Origin of the sequence: Arthrobacter sp. efr-133-TYG-104, assembly GCF_030208915.1 — a bacterium.
In the GTDB taxonomy this organism is placed as follows: Bacteria; Actinomycetota; Actinomycetes; order Actinomycetales; family Micrococcaceae; genus Arthrobacter.
The window spans coordinates 1-18,395 of record NZ_JARVTA010000012.1; the positions used below are offsets into that span (position 1 = coordinate 1).

An 18,395-nucleotide genomic window follows, 5' to 3' on the forward strand; every position below is an offset into this window, starting at 1 on the left:
TTTTTCGACTTTGTCTCCGGGGAGCAGTCCTGCGACGGGGACGTTCAGGGTGTTGTTTACTCCGGGGGCGCCCAGGGCGATGGTGATTGTTCCGGCGGTGACGGCTTGGCTTGCCGTGGTTGAGGAGGTGAACGCGCCGTAGGTTCCCATGCCTGCGACGGCGGCTGCGGTGCCGACCAGTGCGACGGAGGCGAGGATTTTGCCGGAGGTGGTTTTGAGGCTGATGGCCATGGGAATCAGTGTCCTTTCGGGAGGCCACCGTTTTCGGGCCGGCCATTGATCTCATCCAGCCTCTCTGGCTGATAAGAACTACTGTGCCGGGCCACCATCAAGAACCACTCAGGTGTTCGATCAGGACATGATCAGGAAAAGCTCAAGAAACCCACGACCCAGGCAACCCACCCGGCGAAGCGCGGTAGTAGTCCGCCAGCCGGGCCAACCCTTCATCGAGGGTGACGGCGGGCTTCCAGTCCAGGAGCTCGTGCGTTTGGCGCTGGTCGAACCAGTGGGCAGTGGAAAGCTGCTCAGCGAGGAACTGCGTCATGGGTGGTTCTTCTTGGCGTCCGGCCCAGGTCCAGGCTTTTTCCACCAGTTTTCCTGCCGTACGTGCCAGCTGCCCAGGAACAGCCCAAGCAGGGGCGGGGACACCGCCCGCGGCACATATGCCGGCCAGCAGCTCGCCGATGGGGCGGGGCTCGGCGTTGGTTACCACCAAGGCCTTGCCGTGAACGTAGTCCATGCGGCCGAGGGCTGCGACGATCGCTGCCGCCGCGTTGTCGATGTAGATGGTGTCGATCAGGGCCGCCCCGGCGTCCAGAAGCGGCAGACGACGGCGGCTGGCCCGGTCAAGAACCCGTTCGACCAGTTGGGTGTCACCCGGGCCCCAGACGATATGCGGACGCAACGCCGTCACACGGAATCCTGGGGCGTCAGCAGCCAAGGCCAACAGTTCCGCCTGTGCTTTGGTCCGTGAGTACTCACCGTGGGCATGCACGGGGTCAGCCGGCTCCGCGCCCAGCCCGGCGATCGCAGCTCCTGAGTTCGCCACGGAAGGGGAGGAGATAAAAACGAGGTCGCTCGCCCCTGCCCGTCGGGCGTGGTGGATCAACCGGCTCGTGCCTTGGACGTTGATGGCATCGAACTCTGCGGCCTTGCCGGTGAAGGAGACCTTCGCAGCGAGGTGGATGATCCCTTCTGCGCCTTGGACGGCTTCCCGGACCGCTTCATCGTCCGTGACGGACCCGCGCACGTCAGTAACGCCGTCGACTCCGGAGGCCCTGCGTTGAAAGGTCGTGACGTCGTGCCCATGAGCCACGAGCAATCGGGCCACTTCCCGGCCCAGCAGCCCGCTCGCTCCGGTGACCAGGACCCTCATGGCTTTCCGGGGCGGCCGCCGGCAAGTACGCGCGTAGCCCACCGCGACAGCCGGCTCCGGTCGATCTTGGCGTTGTGCCTGATGTCCGTGGGAAGGGTGGGAACCATCAGGACAGCGGACACAGCGACTCCCGCCTCGCGGGCCGCAGCACGAACCCGCTGTGCGAGTTGGGGCGTGGCGGGACCAGCGGTGCGGCTGGCCGGCTCAGTTTCGACGACGGCGACGACGACTTGGGTCCCTGCGGGCCCGACGCCACCTATGGCTGCCGCCTTGATGCCGTCCAAGCGTTCGATGCATTGCTCGGAGCCCACCGGCGTGACCACAGCGTCCGGCGCGGTAACCACATGTGCCAGGCGACCCTCAACCCACAGGCGTCCTGCCCCGTCGAAGTGTCCAACATCGCCGGTGCGATGCCACCCGGGGACGTCGGTGCTTCCTTGCTGGGTCAGCCAAAGCCGGTCGTACGAGTCCTTCACGTGCGCTGCGCTGACCAGGATTTCTCCCGTCACTCCCGCATCCGTCACGGGTGTGGAGGCGGGAGCGCTGCCGTCGTTGGCCAAAGGCACGATTGCCACCCGGGCGCCGTGAACGGGCCAGCCGACGCACACGCCGTTACCGGCGCCTACGACGGTGCCTGCCGAGGCGTCCGAGGCCGCGGCTTGGATCTGCTCAAGAGTGATGTCGGCGACAGGCAAGGCCTCGGTCATCCCGTAAGGGGTCCGCAGAGACGCCGCGGGCAGCAAGCGCTGGACTTCTGCCAAGAGCGGCTCGGGGATCGGAGCACCGGCAGAGAGCAACAGGTCCACGCCGGCCAGTCCTTTCCGGTCTGCCTCCCGCAGCCCGTCCTGTGTTGCCAGCACGTTGCGCAACGCTGCGGGCGAGGCAAAAACGACGGTCGCGTTGACGGCAGCAATGGCGTCGGCCAATGCTCGTGCCGTCAGTGTGCGGGGGGAGGTGACGTCCATGGCGGGCGTAACGGAGACGGCACCAAGCGCGGGTCCCAACAACGCGAAGGGCGCGAATCCAGCCACCAGCCGCGCACCCGCACGGATTCCGAAGGTCGCGGCCAGCGTGTCCCGGGTCGCGGCCAACTGCTGGTGCGTGTAGACCACGCCTTTCGCCGGGCCGGTGGAACCGGAGGTAAAGAGGACCGCGGCCGGAGCTGTGGGGTCGACGACGGCCGGAGGAGTTTGCCCGTCACGTCCAGCTGAAGGCCTGCCCAGGGAGGTGAGCGAGGTGCGCACCCCGAGGAGCCGACGCCGGGCGGATGGAAGGTCCTTAACGCTGATCCGCTCACCGGGCCAGCCCAAGGCCGAGGCTGCAGCAAGCGCCTTATCGATGCCAATGAGGAAGTCGGGTGTGGCACCTTTCACAGCACGGCTGAGGCCCTTGGTTCCCAGACCGGCGTCGGCAACGATCACGACGGCACCCAACCGCAGGCACGCGTACAGGGCAACTGTCAGATCCACGCCTGGCGGAACCATCAGGCTCACCCGGCTGCCAGGGCCCACTCCGGCTCCAGCGAGTCCGGCAGCGAGATCCAGGACGTTCCGCCGCAGTTGTTCCCGACTTAGGGAGCGGGCGGTGGAACCGTCCGCGGCCATTTCCACGACGGCGGTTTCGCCACCGCCGGGCGACAAAGCCTGCTTGTCCAGGAGGTCCCACAGGGGTCGGAAGCCTTCGGGGTTGGTTGCGCCTGCCAAGCCTGCATCTTCAGCGCCTGCTTCTTCGGGGCCTGCATCTTCAGCGCCTGCATATCCGGCTGCGCCGGGGGATCCCGCGACGGCCTCGTTGGCGGCGAGCCACTGGAAGATTGGTCCGGCAATATCCCGGTCTTCGGCTACAAGGTGCCCTGCACCTTCGAAGCGGTGCACGTCCGCGTGGGGCAGGCGGTTGATCAGGTCCTTGAGGTACCGGTCCGAGAAGATGGGGTCTCGCGGGCCCCAGAGCATGAGGGCGGGGACATCCAAGGTGCGCAGGCCTTCGGCGATGTCCTGCAGCGCCGGAAAACTCGGATGGGACGGGGCGCGCGGAATATCTTCCACGAAGTTCCCCACGCCGGCCCTGCGGTGCCGTCCCCGGTACGGCGCCATGTATGCCTTCCGGACATCGGCGGGCAGCGGCGGGTGGGCCAAAGAGTGTGTCACTCGCAGGAAGGCGTCCGACGTCGTCGTTCCCCATTGGTGCACGGCCGGATGCAGGGCGAGCCGCAGCGCAGCGGGGAGCGGGCTCGTAGCGGGCTGATGCACTGCCGTGTTGGTCAGGACCACGCCCGTCACCAGCTCAGGATGGGCCAATGCCCAGCCCAGGCTGATCACGCCGCCCCAGTCGTGGCCAACCGTTACAACCGGTCCGTCCACACCGAGCGCAGCGGTCAGGTCTCCAAGATCATTGACCCGGTCTGGCAAGCGCCGAAAAGTGTTGGTGCGCGCTGAATAGCCCATGTCCAGTTGGTCCACGGCAATGACGCGCCACGGATGCGCGGGATCGGAACCGGCGGCCAGCAGGGTTCGCCACAAATAGGACCAGGTGGGGTTGCCATGCACACAGAGCAGCGTGCCGACAGGAACCAGGCCACGGCGGGAGAGCTGGGCCTCGTTGTCGAGCAGGTGCCACCGCCGGACTGTGCCCGGAGCATCAACAGCTGTTGTGGATCTTACGGAGACGGTCCGGGACCATTCCGGATCAACGCCTGGCCAATGGGCGGCTACCATACGATTTCCAGCATGCCCGCATTCAGTCCTGAGCCGACACCCATGCACAGGACACGGTCCCCGGCGCTCAGTGATTGGGCCTCCGCAGCCAGTGTCATCGGCAGGGACGCCGGGCCCACGTTGCCCCAGTGGGGGAACGTGATGGGGACCCTGTCCGGGTCCAAGCTGATGGCATTGATGATGGCCTGCGTGTAGGCGTTGCTGACCTGATGGGTGACATAACGGTCCATAGTTGCCCAGTCCCATTCGGGCTGCGCTTCGTGCCACGCGTCGACCACCAGTTGCAGGCCGCCGTCGAGCAAGCCCTTGGTATCGGTGGTCATGCCATCGATGCCGCCGACGCATAGTTCGTGGTGCTCGGTGCCGGCACGCATGACACCGCCCACCAGCCGGTGCCCGCCCTGGTGTTCGTCCGCCGGGCCGAGAACTGCTGCAGCGGCGCCGGATCCAAGCGTGAGGGTGGCAAACTCCCGGCTGAAGTCTTCACGGGTGGTCTCGGGCCTTTGGAGTCGCGCCAAGGTGGCCTCTTGGGTGAGCTGGGAGTCCTCGCCGTTGACGATGATGGCGTACCTGATCTGGCCGGAGTCGATCATGTTGGCTGCCAGGATCAGGCCGTTCACGAAACCGAGGCAGGCGTTGGCCAAGTCAAAGTTCATGGCCGAGGACGGGAGCCCGAGCTCGTGGTGGATCTTCACTGCCACGGACGGTTCGAGGTTGCGCCGGGTCACGGAGGTATTGATCAACAGGCCGATCTCGGAGGCTTCGACGCCGGATTCAGCCAAGGCTTTGGCGCCTGCTTCCACCGCGGCGTCGTCGAAGGACGTGCCGTCGGCCCACCAGCGCCGGTGGGTAACGCCGGCCACCCGCTCCAGTAGGCGGGGAGGGAACTTCAGTCGTCGCAGTGTCGGGGCAAGTTTGTGGTCGAAATCCTTGGAACTCACGATCCTCGGAGCTTCGATGCTGCTGATAGAGAGCAGCGCGGTGTTGCTGTGCCGGAAGGTTGCGTTCCCTGCCAATTCAAGCCCCTGTTCATTTCCGTCCTGCAGTCTTGCGGTGACTGTACCCCGTAAGACTGAGCCCAAGCCCATTGCATGTGGTGCTTTTGGTGGGTGCCCCATCCTCGGCGCAGCCTAGGCAGCCGTTAAGAGCGCCAAGCGGCGTTAACACGCCCAGCGCTTTAACACACCCATCGGCCTTAATGCACCAATCGGCCTTAACGCACCATGCAGGCTTTTAATCATGACAGACAACCGGAGCAGTTCTGACCGGCCGTGTTGGTGGACAGTGCCGGGGACAGTGCCAGCGTCTACTTCCCTGCGAGTTCGGCAGGCCGCCGTCGGAGGGTTTTGGTGATGGAGAGCTTGGAGCCGTACTGGATGGAGCCGTAGCGGAAAAGGTGCACAGCAAGGCGCAGGATGACTATTCCCAAGAGGAAAAGCATGGCGATGACCACTATGGCTTCACCGGTGCTGAGTGTCCCGAACCCGTTCCGGAGCATGGCCGTCACCGGGGCGGAGAGCGGGAAGAAAGTAAAGACCCGGACGATAGGCGCGGAGGGATCGGACAAGATCAGGCTAATGGCGTAAAACGGCACAAAGATCAGGGCCATGAGGGGGCCAAAGACCACTGCCGCCTCCTTGGCTGTGGGCATGACCGCGCCGATCGCCACCAGTACGGCGGTGAAGAGGGTGAAACCGCTGATCAGTAACAGCGCCCCGACGATCATGGGACCGGGTTCGAACGTCAGCGAGGACAAATCCACGTCCGGGAGTGCAAGCCGGTCACGGAAAAAGAGATAACCGATCACGATCGGAGCCAGGAAAACGGTGACTTGGACCAGCCCTACCAAGAACAGGGAGATGATCTTTCCCACGATCAGTGTTGTGGGGTTCAGGGTGGTCAAGATCATCTCGGTGACCCTGTTTTCCTTCTCTTCAAGGGTGCTGTTCAGCATCTGGTTGGAGAGCAGGATGATGACTACATAGAACAGCAGCAGGAACATCAACGGCGGGAGGGCCGCCCCCAACCCTCCTGATGGTTGGCCTTCCCGGAAGGTCTCAGTGTCCACACGGACATCGCCCCCGGTAGCTGCGGTGAGTGTGGGAGAGCCGATCTTTTCCTGGGCCGCGATGGCCAGGACTTGTTTGGCGACTGCCTCGTAGGTGTTGTTGGCGAAGACGCCTTTGTCCACGCCGTACACCTTGACAGGGTCCTTGGCCGGATTCGCCGGGTAGGCAAAGTAGGCCTCGCTGGTGCCGCTTTTTACGGCGGCCAAGGCCGTGGCCGGGTCCTGTGCCTTCCTTCCGCCCATGGCTCCGGCGAGGGATTCAGGGATGATGCCGGAAGCATCGGTGTACATGAAACTCAGCGCCGCGTTCTTCTGCGCCTGGGTGGTTGCACGGGTTGATGAGTTACTGGCAAAGACCAAGACGAAAATGACGGCCATGACCACGGGGATGGCCAACGTGGCGATCCAGAACCGCCTTTTCTTGATGGTGCGGGTGAATTCGAAGCCCACCACTGTCCCCAGGTTGTGGTGCGCTTTTGTGGTTCGCCGTGCACGGGCAAGTCTGGGTGCCGGTGTCATGTCAGGCCTCCGTTAAGGTGTTCTGGTCGCCGTACACGCGGATGAAAATCTCCTCCATCGAGACCCGTTCCGTAGTGAAACGCTTGACCTCGACGCCGGCTTGGATGAGTTCACGAACGACGGCGGCTTCGGTGGCCCCGTGCAACGGAACCAGATCGGCTGTGCCGCTGCTGGTGGATGTGACTCCGGTGGCGCGATACAACGTCGACGGCGGGAGGTCGCCGTCGTACGCCACGCGGTAGACGGTGCCGCCGAACTGTTCCTGAACGGCAGAAATGGTGCCGTACGCCTTGGCGGTTCCGTCTTTGAGGAGGATCACGCGGTCGCAGAGCCGCTCCACCTCTTCCATCTGGTGGGTAACCATGATGACCGTAGCGCCGGCGCGTTTGTGCTCTTCGATGATGTCCATCAATAGGCGGCGGTTGACGGGGTCGAAGCCTTTGGTGGGTTCGTCAAGGATGAGCAGTTCGGGGTTATTCATGATGGTGACGCCAAGCTGGATCTTTTGCTGTTGGCCGCCGGAGAGTTTGTCGATATTCACCGCGGCCTTGTCCGCCAGTTGCACACGTTCGAGGTATTCCAGGGACCAGTTGCGTGCTGCGGCCTTGCCCAGGCCTTTGAGCCGGCCGAAGTAGACCATGACGTCCAGGACGCGCTCCTTCTTATACAGCCCGCGCTCCTCGGGCAGGTAGCCCAAGCGTGCCCCGTCCCGTGGTTCAAACACTTTGCCGGCGAAATGCAACGTGCCGGCAGTGGGCTGGTAGATGCCCAGGAGTGCCCTCAAGGTGGTGGTCTTTCCGGAGCCGTTGCTGCCAAGGAAGCCAAACGTTTCGCCTGCGTAGACGTCGAAGGAGAGGTCCTTGATGACCGTTGTGTCTCCAAAGTCCATCCGGAAATTCTCGATGTGCACCAACGGCTCTTTGGCGCTGCCCCCTGCAGTCATAAACTCACTGTATAAGTTCTTGAAATTTTTGCGTCACGATTCGATGCTGAAGTGCACTGTTCCTTTAAGCATGTTGCATCCGTCGGCACCATCTCTTCCTTGCACTGGGGTGTTTGACGTTTTCCTGACCTTGCTGTGGCTCTTCCCGTTGGGTATGTCGTTGGCTATCGTTGAGTATCGTTATCGATCAAATTGAGGTGGGCGCGATGCGTGATTCATTCCCTGGCACCGGTTTCATTGGAAGCAACCTGGACGGCATGTGGCAGGCGGTCGAAGAGTTCCGTTCAAGGTTCGAAAAGAGGTCGGGTACACGTGCCGGGCGGGGCGAACTGCGCACAGCAGTACTGGCGCTGCTGGCCGAACGTCCCATGCACGGGTACCAGATCATTCGCGAGATCGAGGAGCGTAGCGGTGGCAACTGGAAGCCCAGTGCGGGCTCCGTCTACCCGACGCTCCAGCTGCTCTCGGATGAGGGCTTGGTCAGTTCCGAGGAGTCCAACGGCAGGAAGATCTACTCACTGACGGAGGCAGGACGTGAGGACGTTGCTGGCGCCGAAACGTCGTCGCCCTGGGAGTCCGCGGCCAGTGGACCCGGGTTTGCAGCGTTGCCCAAGGCCGGCGTGGAGCTTGCCCAAGCGGCGGCCCAAGTAGGCCGCACCGGAACGCCGAAGCAGGTGCAGGAGGCAGTGGGAGTGCTCGAGGACGCCCGGCGACGGTTGTACGCAATCCTCGCCCAGGACTGACGGTTGGCGTCGGTTCACCACGCTCGGGCAGATCCGGACACCCGTGCCGGAAACACCCGTGCCCGTTACCGTCGGATTCTGCGCTTCGCGGCCTGGCACCTCGCAGTGGCGTGGTGGTTCGAACTTTTCCTTCCCCGGATCGGCCTGCGCCATGTTGCGGATCGGAACCGGTCCGAGCGGATGCTGCGGTTTGCACGGCGATTCCGCAACCTCGCGGTGGATCTGGGCGGCTTGATGATCAAGGTCGGCCAGTTCATGTCCTCCCGGTTGGACGTGCTCCCGCCGCAGATCACCGCTGAGTTGGAGGGCCTCCAGGATGAGGTCCCGCCTGTGCCCTTCCCGGCAATCCGGGCCCTGGCCGAGGCGGAACTCGGTGCACCACTGGAGGCGGTGTTTGCCTTCGTGGAGGAGAAACCCATGGCCGCCGCGTCCCTTGGCCAGGCGCACCGGGCGCACCTCCTCCCCGGCAACGCCGCAGACACCGGACTTGGAAGCGTTGTGGTTAAGGTGCAACGCCCGGGGATCGCCGCAATTGTCGACGTCGACCTCGCCGCCCTCCGCAAGGTGGGCCGCTGGCTTAGCCGAATCCGCGCGGTAGCCAACCGCGCCGACGTGCCGGCGCTGGTGGAGGAATTCGCGCAGACCAGCCTGGAAGAAATCGACTACCTCAACGAGGCCGCTAATTCGGAACGCTTCGCCGCCGACTTCGCCCACGATGAGCGGGTGACCGTTCCAGAGGTCGTCTGGGAGCGGACCACCCGGCGGGTTCTGACACTGGAAGACGTCACGGCAATCAAGATCACTGATGCCGCGGCCCTCCGCGCGGCCGGCATCGACCCCGCGGAAGTGGCCCCGGTGTTTGCCGCCGTCATGTTCGACCAGCTGTTCACCAACGGCTTCTTTCATGCGGACCCCCACCCGGGGAACATGTTCATTACCCCCGTGGCCGGGTCCACGTCGGGGCATCCATGGAAGCTGACGTTCATCGACTTCGGCATGATGGGGGTAGTGCCGCCACAGACCAGGGCGGGGCTGCGGAAACTGTTGATTGCTGCGGCCGCACGCGATGGCAAGGGACTGGTCGCGGCGATCCGCGACGTCGGCGTGCTGGTTCCGTCCGCGGATCCTGCCGGGCTCGAGCGGGCCATGACCCAGCTTTTCGCCCGCTTCGGCGGAATGGGCTTTGCTGAACTGCGCGACGTCGACCCCGGGGAGTTCCGTGACTTTGCAGCCGAATTCGGAGATGTGGTCCGTTCACTGCCGTTCCAGCTACCGGAGAACTTCCTGCTGATCATCCGGGCAATGTCCTTGACCTCCGGAGTGTGCAGTTCCTTGAATGCACGCTTCAATCTCTGGGACTCGGTGGAACCGTATGCCGCCCAGTTGTTGCGCGAGGAGCGCGGAAATCTGGTCAGGGACGTCGCTGCCCAAACAGTTGACACCGTCTCGCTCGCTTTGCGCATGCCCCAACGCCTCGACAGCGTCCTCAGCCGGATCGACGAAGGCTCGGTGGAAGTGGCCATCCCCAGGCTCGAACGGCAGGTTTCGCTGCTGGTGCGCATGGGTCAACGGGTTGCCTATGCTTTGGTCTTTGGAGCACTGTTGCTGGCTGGCGCTGTGATCCGGGTCAACGATACGGCGCTGAGCAACGTGCTCATGGTCGGCTCCGTGATCCCGCTGCTCTTCGGGCTGGTGCTGGGACGTCGCCGGCCGTAGACCAGCGGAATCCCGAAGGACAGCCAGCGTTCATGAAAGGATGTGCCATGACCGAACCCCCGGCTTCGAGCTCCCCGACCCTCAACGGGCCCATCGTGGTGGGCGTCATGCCCGGGCAGTGGCCCGCCGTCGTCGAACAGGCTGCCAGGCTGGCGGCCAGTGCGGGACTGGCGCTGGTGTTCGCCTATGCGGATGTGACCGTCTATCCGGTGGACGGTACTTTGGGCGGACCTGCAGCCCCGATTGATCCCGACGGCGTTGATGACGTCGCAGCAGGCTTTCCCGAGTCCTTGGCAGATGACCTCAGGCGGCAGTTGGCGCCCTTCGGTGTTCCTTGGTCCACCGTGCTCCTGGCCGGCGAACCCGCTCACGCCTTGGCGCGGGAAGCAGCAAACGTTGGAGCGTCGATGATCGTGGTGGGCACGCGCGGGCACCGGTTATCGGCGACCCTGAAGGACTTGGCGGGCTCGGTGGCACGTCAATTGCTTCGGCGCCAGGACAGGCCGGTGCTTGTTGTACCCGTCGATTCCCGGGGCGCGGACCGTCACGATGAGCACTAAGCCCAGACGCCCGGTCCATCTTCACTGGGGCTTTATAGGAATCGTGGGGCTAGGGGGCATTGGGGGAGCGCTGGTGCGGTATGGCTTGGGCCTGGTGCTTCCAGCGCCCGGTGGTTGGCCGCTACCTACGCTGTTGATCAACCTCACCGGGGCGTTGGCGCTCGGCGCCCTTCTGGAAGGGCTTTCCCTTAGAGGGCCCGACGTCGGACGCCGCCAGGTCCTGCGGCTCGCCTTGGGGACGGGCTTCTTGGGGGCGTACACAACGTACAGCACCCTGTCATTGGACGCCGTGCATTTGTTCGCTGCCGGGGCTGCTCCGGCAGCAGCGGGCTACGTTGCCGCCAGCTTGCTTGGTGGCGTCGCCGCCACCACTACAGGCATTTGGCTCGGCGCCTGGCAGCACAGGCGTGTCCTTGGCCGGGTCCGATGACGGTGGTGCTGCTGGCCCTGGCCGGGGGACTCGGTGCCATCGCACGGTTCGTGGTGGATGGGCTCCTCCGGGCCAAAGTGCGCACAGCCCTCCCGTGGCCCACCATCCTGATCAACATCTCAGGCTCGGCGCTCCTTGGCTTTCTCGCCGGACTGGTGATGCGCGGGGCCGCGCCCCAGTCGCTGCAACTGGTCCTCGGGACGGGTCTTATGGGCGGCTACACAACGTTCAGCACGGCGAGTCTGGAAACCGTTCGCTTGGTGCAAAGCGGGCGGATGGGGCTCGCCTTGGTGAACGCGCTGGGGTCGATGATTGCCGGCGTCTTGGCAGCTGCCTTGGGCCTTGGGGCGGCGCTGATGTTGCCCTGACTCTCCTTAACTGAGGTTGCCCTGACCACTCCGCGGGAAGTTACAACCAGCCCTTGCGCTTGAAGATCAGGAACATCACCAACGCGGCGCCGATCATCATCCCGATCGCCATGGGATACCCGTACGCCCAGTGCAGTTCCGGCATGATATCGAAGTTCATCCCATACACCCCGGCCACAAAGGAGGGGGCAAAGAAGATCGCGGCCCAGGACGAGATCTTTTTGACCTGCTCGTTTTGCGCGGCGCTGGCCTCGTTCTGCCGATTTGCCGTGAGCGTACCGTCAAGGGTCAATGCGTTTTGGAGCAGGTCCCTGAAGGCGTTCGCCCTGGAGATGAGGTGCTGGACGTGGTCCTCCACGTCGCGCAGGGAGCGTTGGAGTTCGATGTCCACCCCATATTTTTGGAAGCCCCCCTCAAGGAGGCCGATAATGCCCGGAATTGGCTGGATGGCCCGCTGGAACTGGATGACCTCGCGGGCGAGCTCGTAGATTCGCCGGGAAACGGTTGAATCTCCGGCGAAGAGCTGGTCTTCAATCTCGTCAATGTCATTTTCGAGCCCGGCGACAACCGGCCCGTAGTCGTCCACCACCTGGTCAAGGAGGGCATACAGAACGGCCTCAGGACCGTGGCACAGAAGGTCCGGACGTTGTTCCAAGCGATGGCGTACTTGGGCGACGCCAGGGGTTTCCGCGTGCCGGATGGTGACCACGAAGTTCGGGCCGGTAAATACGTGCAATTCACCAAATTCGACCGTCTCCGCTTCATCCACGTACCTCGCTGGCCTCAGGACGGTGAAGAGGTTGTTGTCGTAGCGTTCCAACTTGGGTCGCTGGTGTGCGGAGATGGCATCCTCCACGGCGAGTGCGTGGAGCCCGAACTCTGCGGCTACTCCGGCCATCTCCTCTTGGGTGGGCCGGTAGAGCCCGATCCACGCCATGCCTCCGTGCCGGGCAAGGGTCTCGAATGTTTGCTCGAGGCTATCCGGGGTGGCTGTCCGTACACCGTCTACATAGACGGCATTGTCGATAATGGTCACGGAAGAACGCTACTGCATCACTGGGGGCGGTATCACTGGGGCCGGACCGCCCCGGCAGCCATCCGGCCGATCAGCGGCTCGGTCCTGTAAGGGATGTGGGTGTGCAGCGCCAACACGGTTTCAGTCCGGATGACGCCTTTGGTGCGGAGAACCGAGCGCAAGGCCGATTGCAGGTTGTGGGTGTCCGTTGCCACCACCCGGCACCACAAGTCTCCGCGACCGGAGATTTCGTGCACTTCCAGTACCTGCGGTATCAGGCGGAGGGCGCCGATCACGCCGTCGAGCTCCCGGTGCGTCACTTCGATGGTGACGAAAGCGACGACGTCGTATCCCACCTTCTCAAGGTCAACTTCCCGACCCGCTGCGTGCAGCACACCGGAACGAAGCAGTCGCTTCAGGCGGCTCTGCGCTGTGTTGCGGGCAATCCCCAACGCGTCGCTGAGCTCGGCGATCTGGATTCGCGGGTCCTTGATGAGTTCCAAAAGGATCTTCAGGTCCATCGGGTCAAGGGTGTTCAAATGATCACTCCAGCTCATTGGTGAGGCACGTCTTTGCTTCTTTTGATCAATCTTCGCACCTCATTCGTTCTTGCCGCGCAGTGATGCGGCATTCTGTTGCCACCAATACACTGCTGCCCGGAACGTCCCACAAGGACGGAGCCGGTTGCCGATCAGCCCGAGGACATGGAAATGACTGTCTTAAGCGAACTCCGCATGCGTCCGGCCACCGCCGGGCGTGGGGGATGGGACGCGTCCACCACTGCCAGGCTGGTGCTGGCCGGCGTCGTGATCTTCACGTTGCTGGTGGGCGCCAACCTCGCCACGCCCCTGTATCCCTTGCTGCAGGCCAGGCTGGGCATGTCCTCGCTGGATGTGACGGTCGCTTTCTCCAGCTATGTGCTGGCACTCGTGGGCGTCCTCATGGTGGCAGGACACTGGTCGGACCACATTGGCCGGCGAGCTGCCTTGGTGTTGGCCGTGTTGGTGGGCCTTGCAGGTGGCATGATCTTTGCCGGCGCCCACAGCCTGGTGGAACTTTGCCTTGGACGCGCGCTGCAGGGCGTGGCTGTTGCGCTCGCAACAGGAGCCAGCTCAGCTGCTTTGCGCGAGTTACTCCCGCAACGGCCTGACTGGGCTTCCCGGTTTACACTGCTTTCCTCGGCCGGGGGAGTGGCCGCTGGCCCGGCGATCGGCGGCGTGTTGTCGCTTCTTCCCGATCCCACACGGACGCCGTACTACATTCACTCGGCAGTGCTGCTCGCTGCCCTGGTTCCCTTATGGATGCTGAAGGCCAGGCCCGCCATTGCGCCCGCCCCGGCGACCAAGGCGTTCAAAGTCCTGGCGCCACGAAAGCCATCGGTCTCCCGGGACGCCCGCGGAGCCTTTTGGATGGCGGCCTCCACAGGCTTCCTCAGCTTTGCCGTTTTCGGATTCTGCTTGTCCTTGGCACCGGGCTACTTCGCCGTCGTGGTGCATGCAGACTCCCGGCCATTGATCGGTGTGCTGGCCGGAGTCACGCTGGGCTCGTCGGCCCTCAGCCAACTGCTCGGCGTCCGCGGCCGATTGGTTGTTCCGGTCAGCTTGCTGGTGCTCGGAGTGTCCGTTGTCCTGGTTGGCGCTGCAGCAGCCTGGTCCAGTCCTTGGCTGCTGGTGCTGTCAAGCATCACCGCCGGCATGGGCCAGGGAATTGCCTTCCGCCAGGTTTTCAACGAGGTGGCCGGAAAAGTGGAGGCGGCACGGCACGCACAAGTCATCAGCACGGTCTATGTGATCACCTACCTGGGAAGTGCTGTTCCGGTGATCGGCCTCGGCGTGGCCGTTTCCACGGTAGGGCTCCAAGCCGCCGTCGTCGGATTCACGGTGCTCTGCGGTGCGGCAGCGCTGCTGCTTGCCGCTGTCTCCTTCCGGCAAACAGCACGCGCCTAAGCGGCCCTCAACCAAACTATTCCGGCAGCGGGCCTCGGTTGCCGGGGATGTGCTGGAAGACCATGGTGGTTTCCGTGTGGCCCACCACGGGGTCGGTGGCCAGGTTGTCCAGCAACCAGTTGCGCAGGTCATCGGTGTTTGCGACGGCGATGTGCAGCAGGTAGTCCACGGAACCCGTTGTGTGGAAGGTCGAGATGACGGCGGGAAGTTTGGGCACCCGGGCCGTGAAACGATCAATCTGGTCACGGTCGTGAGCCCGGAGGCGCACCGCGATCAGCGCCTGCACGGAACGGCCGATCGCCGGAAGGCTGAGCACCGCCTCGAAGCCTTCAATAATGCCGCGTTCCGACAACGCCCTGGTCCGCATCAGCGCTGTGGACGGCGCGATCCCCACCAGCTCGGCGAGTTGTTTGTTGGAGATGCGGGCATCATCCACCAAGGCTGCCAGGATCCGTTCGTCGATAGCGTCCAGCGGTTCTGCAGCGCCCGTGTTGGGGCGAATATTCTTCGCGGGGTTGCTCACGAATCCTCCTGAAAGTGCGTTTGATTCATCCTAGTGGCTCATTTCAGGCAATCGTCCCACCGGGCGGATCAGGTGGCGCGGCGTCCCGGGCGGTGCACTACCCAGATGACTGCCGCCGTCGTGCAGGAAAGGACGATGACGCCGCCCGCCAGGGCCTGCCAACCAAAGGCTTGGAATGCCAGTCCGCCTGCCCAGCCGATGACACTGGAGCCAAGGTAATAGGACAAGTTGTACAGCGAAGCTGCCTGCGCGCGCCCGGTCGTAGCAATGGCTCCGGTCCAGCCTGAGCCGACGCTGTGGGCGGCGAAGAACCCGCCAGTGAAGATCACCAGCCCGGCCAGGATGGCTGGCAGGTGGCCGGCCAGCGTCAGGGCCAAGCCTGCTGACATGATCACGATCCCGCTGACCAGGACGTTACGGCGTCCGTAGCGCGTGGTCAGTCCCGCGGCCCATCGGGAGCTCAGGGTCCCGGAAAGGTAGGCCACGAAGATGAGGCTGACAAGGGAAGCAGGAAGGGCGAACGGTTCTGCATGGAGTCGGAAGCCGAGGTAGTTGTACACGGCAACGAAACCGCCCATGAGGAGGAACGCCTGCAGGTAGAGGGACAAAAGCCGGGGGTTGCGGGCATGGCCTGCCAGAGTCCGTAGCGCTCCGCGAAATCCCATCGCCGCTACCGGGCTGAACCGGCGTTGCTTGGGGACAAGCACCAGGAACAGGATGGCCGAGATGGTTGCGAGCACCGAGACGGCCTGGGTGGCCGCACGCCAGCCCCACAATTCGCCCACCGGGCCGGCCACCAAGCGGCCGGCAAGGCCGCCAAGGGTGGTCCCGGCTACGTAACTCCCTGCGGCGAGGGCCGTGTGCATTTTGGTGACTTCCTCGTTGAGGTAGGCAATGGCAATTGCCGGGATCCCTCCCAACGCCATGCCTTCCAAGGTCCTGATCGCCAGCAGCAGGGGCAAGCTGGGGGCTAACGGAACCAGCAGGCCAAGCAACGTTGCCGCCGCGATGCCGATAGCCATGGCACGGACCCGTCCAATCCGGTCCGCTACGAAGGACCACGGCAGTACGGCGATGGCCAGGCCGACGGTTGCCAGGGAGATGCTGAGAGCGGCCTCGGCCGCAGTGATCCGGAGATCGCTCGCCATGATCGGCAGGATCGCTTGCGTGGAATACAACTGCGCGAATGTCGCCACACCGGCCAAGGCCAACGCAATCAGAACCCGGCGATACCCGGAGGAGCCTTTTGCATGGCCGTCCCACTTATCGACGCCGGTTTCTGCTGTACGGGCCTCTGCTGTGCCGACCTCTGCTGTCCTGATCCCGGCTGCACCGAACTCTGCTCTACCCACCCAACAAGGCTAGGCGGGGCCGAATCTGCTTTCCAATGCATGAGTTGCCTAGAATTGATGCTCTAATGCATGAATAATTTCAGTTGGCAGGGGAGCCTCATGGAACCGGATCATCAACAGCTCGTACAACTCCTACCCCTCATGCCCTTACTGGCCGAGCTCGGGCGCACGGAGCACATGACGGAAACCGCGGAGGCCCTGGGAGTTCCACAATCGACCGTCAGCCGGGCGGTGTCCCGTGCCAGCGCGATCATCGGCATGGACCTGCTGGTCAGGGACGGACGGGGAATTCGCCTTACTCCCGCGGCAAAAACACTGTTGCCCTATATCGAAGCAGCGCTGGAGGACTTCCAAGCCGGGCTGGACAGGGTCCGACAGGAATCGGACGTAGTGCGGGGACGCATTGGAGTCTCCTTCCAACACACCTTCGGTGAGGCAACGCTCCCACTGCTTATCAGTGCGTATCGCAGTGACCATCCGCAGACCCTTTTCGAACTGCGGCAAGGGCCCCGGGATGATTGCCTGAAGGAACTGGCCGCGGGCGAAACGGACTTTGCCCTCACTGCACCCATTGCCGCCGAAGGTAAGGGCGTCCGCTCGCTGCCGCTTTACCGTGAGCCGTTGCGGGTAGTCCTGCACTACCGCCATCCTTTGGCGGAGCGGTCCAGCATCCACCTTTCTGAACTGCGGCACGAGCCCTACGTGACACTCCCGGTGGGCGTGGGCCTGCGGTCATTGGGTGAAGCGCTCTTAAGGGAGGCCGGCTTCCGTCCCCGCATCGCTTTCGAAGTCCAGGAGTCCACCTCTGCGCGGGGCTTGGTTTCAGCCGGGCTGGGATTCAGCATCCTGCCACCCGCTGGCCCTGGTTACGGGACCGGCCAGTTCTTGCCCAAAGCGGAACTCGGCCTCGTTGAAGTAGCTATTGAATCCGACATGGCGTTCCGGCAAATCGGCATTGCGTGGCGCGAACGGAGCTTCGAGCCGGAAGCGGTCCGCCTGTTCCGCCAATTGGTGGCCACGCGGGGTGAAGCCTTGTTGTCAGAGTTGGTCAGAGCCCGCTCAGGAACTCACTGACAACCACCCGGGCAGGTCGTGTACCGGCACTCCGCCAGCCAGTCCCGGCCCAGAGGTTCAAACGGTGCGGATCGCCTGCCGCGGACGCCGCGGCGCGGATCGAAGATGTCAGGTGATGTATAGCCGGGTAGCCCTCCGGCGCATCCTCATGGTCACGCACGAAGTCGTTGACCAACGCACGCGCCCAGCGCCCGGTGAAGGCCCGGGTCATGGTTGTCTGCGTGAAAGCAGGATCACCCAGCGCGTCCTTATGCAGCTGTCTGGCACCACTTTCCGGGGTCCGAACCAACGCAGTTCCTATTTGCCCGGCCACGGCTCCCGCTGCCAGCACCTTGCTCAGGTCAGAGCCGCCCATGATCGAACCCGCCGCTATCAGCGGAAGTCCGACGGCGGCACGCACTTGGGCGACCAGTTCCGCCGTCGTGCCGGCAGCCTGCGAAACCGCAGATCTGTCCGCCGCAAGGAAAGCTGCGGAGTGCGCGCCCGCAGAGGCGTGCTGCACAACGAGGGCGTCAGGATCCTCCTCCGCAGCAGCCAATGCCTCGGCCACACTTGTGACGCTGGATATGACGCGGGAACCTGCTTTCTGCAACGCGCGGACCACGTCCCTGCCTGGCAGTCCGAAAGTGAAGCTCACAGCTTCCACAGGGTCTTCCAAGAGGGCGTGGATCTTATCGCGCCAAGCGTCGTCATCATCGAAGCGGAGAGCGGGTAGAGGCACCCCGAACCTGGCGGCCTCAGGCTCGAGCATGGCCCGGTAGGCTGCAAGCCGGGCCTTGGTTTCGCTCGACGGGGCAAGTTGGACCATATCCGGCACGAACACATTCATGCCAAACCGGATGCCCAGCGCCTTGGCCGCGGCGATGTCCGCCGTCATCGCCGTCGGACTCTTGTAGCCGGCGGCAAGGAAACCGAACCCGCCGCCGTCGTGAACTGCCTGGACCAACGCGGCGGTGGAGGTTCCACCTGCCATGGGCGCTCCAATGAAGGGCGTATCAAACAAGGAATCAGACATGGCGGTTTCTCCTCCGGGCGCTCCACGCTAGTCT

Annotated in this window: 18 protein-coding genes; 7 read left to right on the forward strand and 11 right to left on the reverse strand. The window is 63.9% G+C overall.

Annotated features, from left to right (window positions below; translation table 11 throughout):
• From QRN04_RS10185 to QRN04_RS10210, 6 genes are all read right to left on the reverse strand, one after another.
• Positions 1–231: SipW-dependent-type signal peptide-containing protein (locus tag QRN04_RS10185; protein WP_284975911.1), on the reverse strand; the 231-nt coding region annotated here is incomplete at its 3' end.
• Between the two features lie 142 nt (positions 232–373).
• Complete coding sequence (locus QRN04_RS10190) at positions 374–1,375, reverse strand: NAD-dependent epimerase/dehydratase family protein (RefSeq protein WP_284975912.1); 1,002 nt, start codon at positions 1,373–1,375, stop codon at positions 374–376.
• Positions 1,372–4,089 carry an alpha/beta fold hydrolase gene (locus QRN04_RS10195; RefSeq protein WP_284975913.1) on the reverse strand — a complete coding sequence of 906 codons (2,718 nt, stop codon included), beginning with the start codon at positions 4,087–4,089 and terminating at the stop codon, positions 1,372–1,374. Before QRN04_RS10195 ends, QRN04_RS10190 begins: the two co-directional genes overlap by 4 nt.
• Positions 4,083–5,105, reverse strand: a complete 1,023-nt coding sequence (locus QRN04_RS10200) for a 3-oxoacyl-ACP synthase III (RefSeq protein ID WP_284975914.1) — start codon at positions 5,103–5,105, stop codon at positions 4,083–4,085. Before QRN04_RS10200 ends, QRN04_RS10195 begins: the two co-directional genes overlap by 7 nt.
• Before the next feature lie 290 nt (positions 5,106–5,395).
• A complete protein-coding gene (locus tag QRN04_RS10205; RefSeq protein WP_284975915.1) occupies positions 5,396–6,676 on the reverse strand; it encodes an ABC transporter permease in 1,281 nt (426 codons plus the stop codon).
• 1 nt (position 6,677) lies between these two features.
• Positions 6,678–7,619, reverse strand: a complete 942-nt coding sequence (locus QRN04_RS10210; protein ID WP_284975916.1) for an ABC transporter ATP-binding protein — start codon at positions 7,617–7,619, stop codon at positions 6,678–6,680.
• Positions 7,620–7,825: 206 nt separating this feature from the next.
• Between QRN04_RS10210 and QRN04_RS10215 the strand changes: the two genes are divergently transcribed.
• From QRN04_RS10215 to crcB, 5 genes are read left to right on the forward strand one after another with little or no spacing between them, the layout of a single operon-like run.
• The gene (locus QRN04_RS10215; RefSeq protein WP_284975917.1) at positions 7,826–8,362 is read left to right on the forward strand and encodes a PadR family transcriptional regulator; all 537 of its coding nucleotides are present in this window, start codon (positions 7,826–7,828) and stop codon (positions 8,360–8,362) included.
• Between the two features lie 3 nt (positions 8,363–8,365).
• The gene (locus tag QRN04_RS10220; RefSeq protein WP_284975918.1) at positions 8,366–10,078 is read left to right on the forward strand and encodes an ABC1 kinase family protein; all 1,713 of its coding nucleotides are present in this window, start codon (positions 8,366–8,368) and stop codon (positions 10,076–10,078) included.
• A 47-nt stretch (positions 10,079–10,125) separates the two neighbouring features.
• Positions 10,126–10,638, forward strand: a complete 513-nt coding sequence (locus QRN04_RS10225) for a universal stress protein (protein ID WP_284975919.1) — start codon at positions 10,126–10,128, stop codon at positions 10,636–10,638.
• Entirely contained in the window at positions 10,628–11,068 is a 441-nt protein-coding gene (locus QRN04_RS10230; RefSeq protein WP_284975920.1) for a fluoride efflux transporter FluC, read from the forward strand. The genes QRN04_RS10225 and QRN04_RS10230 overlap by 11 nt, the downstream gene beginning before the upstream one ends.
• Positions 11,065–11,436 carry a fluoride efflux transporter CrcB gene (gene crcB / locus QRN04_RS10235; RefSeq protein ID WP_284975921.1) on the forward strand — a complete coding sequence of 124 codons (372 nt, stop codon included), beginning with the start codon at positions 11,065–11,067 and terminating at the stop codon, positions 11,434–11,436. Before QRN04_RS10230 ends, crcB begins: the two co-directional genes overlap by 4 nt.
• Positions 11,437–11,476: 40 nt before the next feature.
• On the opposite strand, the gene corA is transcribed toward crcB, so the two are convergent.
• On the reverse strand, positions 11,477–12,472 hold the full coding sequence (corA, locus tag QRN04_RS10240) for a magnesium/cobalt transporter CorA (protein ID WP_284975922.1): 996 nt from the start codon (positions 12,470–12,472) through the stop codon (positions 11,477–11,479).
• 32 nt (positions 12,473–12,504) lie between these two features.
• Positions 12,505–13,008 carry an Lrp/AsnC family transcriptional regulator gene (locus QRN04_RS10245; RefSeq protein WP_284975923.1) on the reverse strand — a complete coding sequence of 168 codons (504 nt, stop codon included), beginning with the start codon at positions 13,006–13,008 and terminating at the stop codon, positions 12,505–12,507.
• Positions 13,009–13,161: 153 nt separating this feature from the next.
• On the opposite strand from QRN04_RS10245, the gene QRN04_RS10250 reads away from it, so the two are divergent.
• Entirely contained in the window at positions 13,162–14,397 is a 1,236-nt protein-coding gene (locus QRN04_RS10250) for an MFS transporter (RefSeq protein WP_284975924.1), read from the forward strand.
• A gap of 16 nt (positions 14,398–14,413) precedes the next feature.
• On the opposite strand, the gene QRN04_RS10255 is transcribed toward QRN04_RS10250, so the two are convergent.
• Together QRN04_RS10255 and QRN04_RS10260 are read right to left on the reverse strand one after the other, a co-directional pair.
• On the reverse strand, positions 14,414–14,920 hold the full coding sequence (locus QRN04_RS10255) for an Lrp/AsnC family transcriptional regulator (protein WP_284975925.1): 507 nt from the start codon (positions 14,918–14,920) through the stop codon (positions 14,414–14,416).
• Between the two features lie 68 nt (positions 14,921–14,988).
• Positions 14,989–16,242 (reverse strand): MFS transporter, encoded by a 1,254-nt coding sequence (locus QRN04_RS10260; protein WP_284976014.1) that lies wholly within the window; start codon positions 16,240–16,242, stop codon positions 14,989–14,991.
• A 129-nt stretch (positions 16,243–16,371) separates the two neighbouring features.
• Here QRN04_RS10260 and QRN04_RS10265 point away from each other — a divergent pair, with 129 nt between their 5' ends.
• Positions 16,372–17,346: a LysR family transcriptional regulator gene (locus QRN04_RS10265; protein WP_284976015.1), complete on the forward strand. Its 975-nt coding sequence runs from the start codon at positions 16,372–16,374 to the stop codon at positions 17,344–17,346.
• Here QRN04_RS10265 and QRN04_RS10270 read toward each other — a convergent pair.
• Positions 17,321–18,361 (reverse strand): nitronate monooxygenase, encoded by a 1,041-nt coding sequence (locus tag QRN04_RS10270; protein ID WP_284975926.1) that lies wholly within the window; start codon positions 18,359–18,361, stop codon positions 17,321–17,323. The two genes, QRN04_RS10265 and QRN04_RS10270, sit on opposite strands and share 26 nt — an antisense overlap.
• Positions 18,362–18,395 lie beyond the last annotated feature (34 nt).

What these genes read in the sequence shown, in the direction of transcription:
- QRN04_RS10210 (WP_284975916.1), bottom strand. Translation starts at nt 7,619, where the DNA reads ATGACTGCAGGGGGCAGCGCCAAAGAGCCGTTGGTGCACATCGAGAAT.
- QRN04_RS10270 (WP_284975926.1), bottom strand. Translation starts at nt 18,361, where the DNA reads ATGTCTGATTCCTTGTTTGATACGCCCTTCATTGGAGCGCCCATGGCA.
- QRN04_RS10205 (WP_284975915.1), bottom strand. Translation starts at nt 6,676, where the DNA reads ATGACACCGGCACCCAGACTTGCCCGTGCACGGCGAACCACAAAAGCG.
- QRN04_RS10190 (WP_284975912.1), bottom strand. Translation starts at nt 1,375, where the DNA reads ATGAGGGTCCTGGTCACCGGAGCGAGCGGGCTGCTGGGCCGGGAAGTG.
- QRN04_RS10195 (WP_284975913.1), bottom strand. Translation starts at nt 4,089, where the DNA reads ATGGTAGCCGCCCATTGGCCAGGCGTTGATCCGGAATGGTCCCGGACC.
- QRN04_RS10245 (WP_284975923.1), bottom strand. Translation starts at nt 13,008, where the DNA reads ATGAGCTGGAGTGATCATTTGAACACCCTTGACCCGATGGACCTGAAG.
- crcB (WP_284975921.1), top strand. Translation starts at nt 11,065, where the DNA reads ATGACGGTGGTGCTGCTGGCCCTGGCCGGGGGACTCGGTGCCATCGCA.
- QRN04_RS10230 (WP_284975920.1), top strand. Translation starts at nt 10,628, where the DNA reads ATGAGCACTAAGCCCAGACGCCCGGTCCATCTTCACTGGGGCTTTATA.
- QRN04_RS10225 (WP_284975919.1), top strand. Translation starts at nt 10,126, where the DNA reads ATGACCGAACCCCCGGCTTCGAGCTCCCCGACCCTCAACGGGCCCATC.
- QRN04_RS10265 (WP_284976015.1), top strand. Translation starts at nt 16,372, where the DNA reads ATGGAACCGGATCATCAACAGCTCGTACAACTCCTACCCCTCATGCCC.
- QRN04_RS10215 (WP_284975917.1), top strand. Translation starts at nt 7,826, where the DNA reads ATGCGTGATTCATTCCCTGGCACCGGTTTCATTGGAAGCAACCTGGAC.
- QRN04_RS10250 (WP_284975924.1), top strand. Translation starts at nt 13,162, where the DNA reads ATGACTGTCTTAAGCGAACTCCGCATGCGTCCGGCCACCGCCGGGCGT.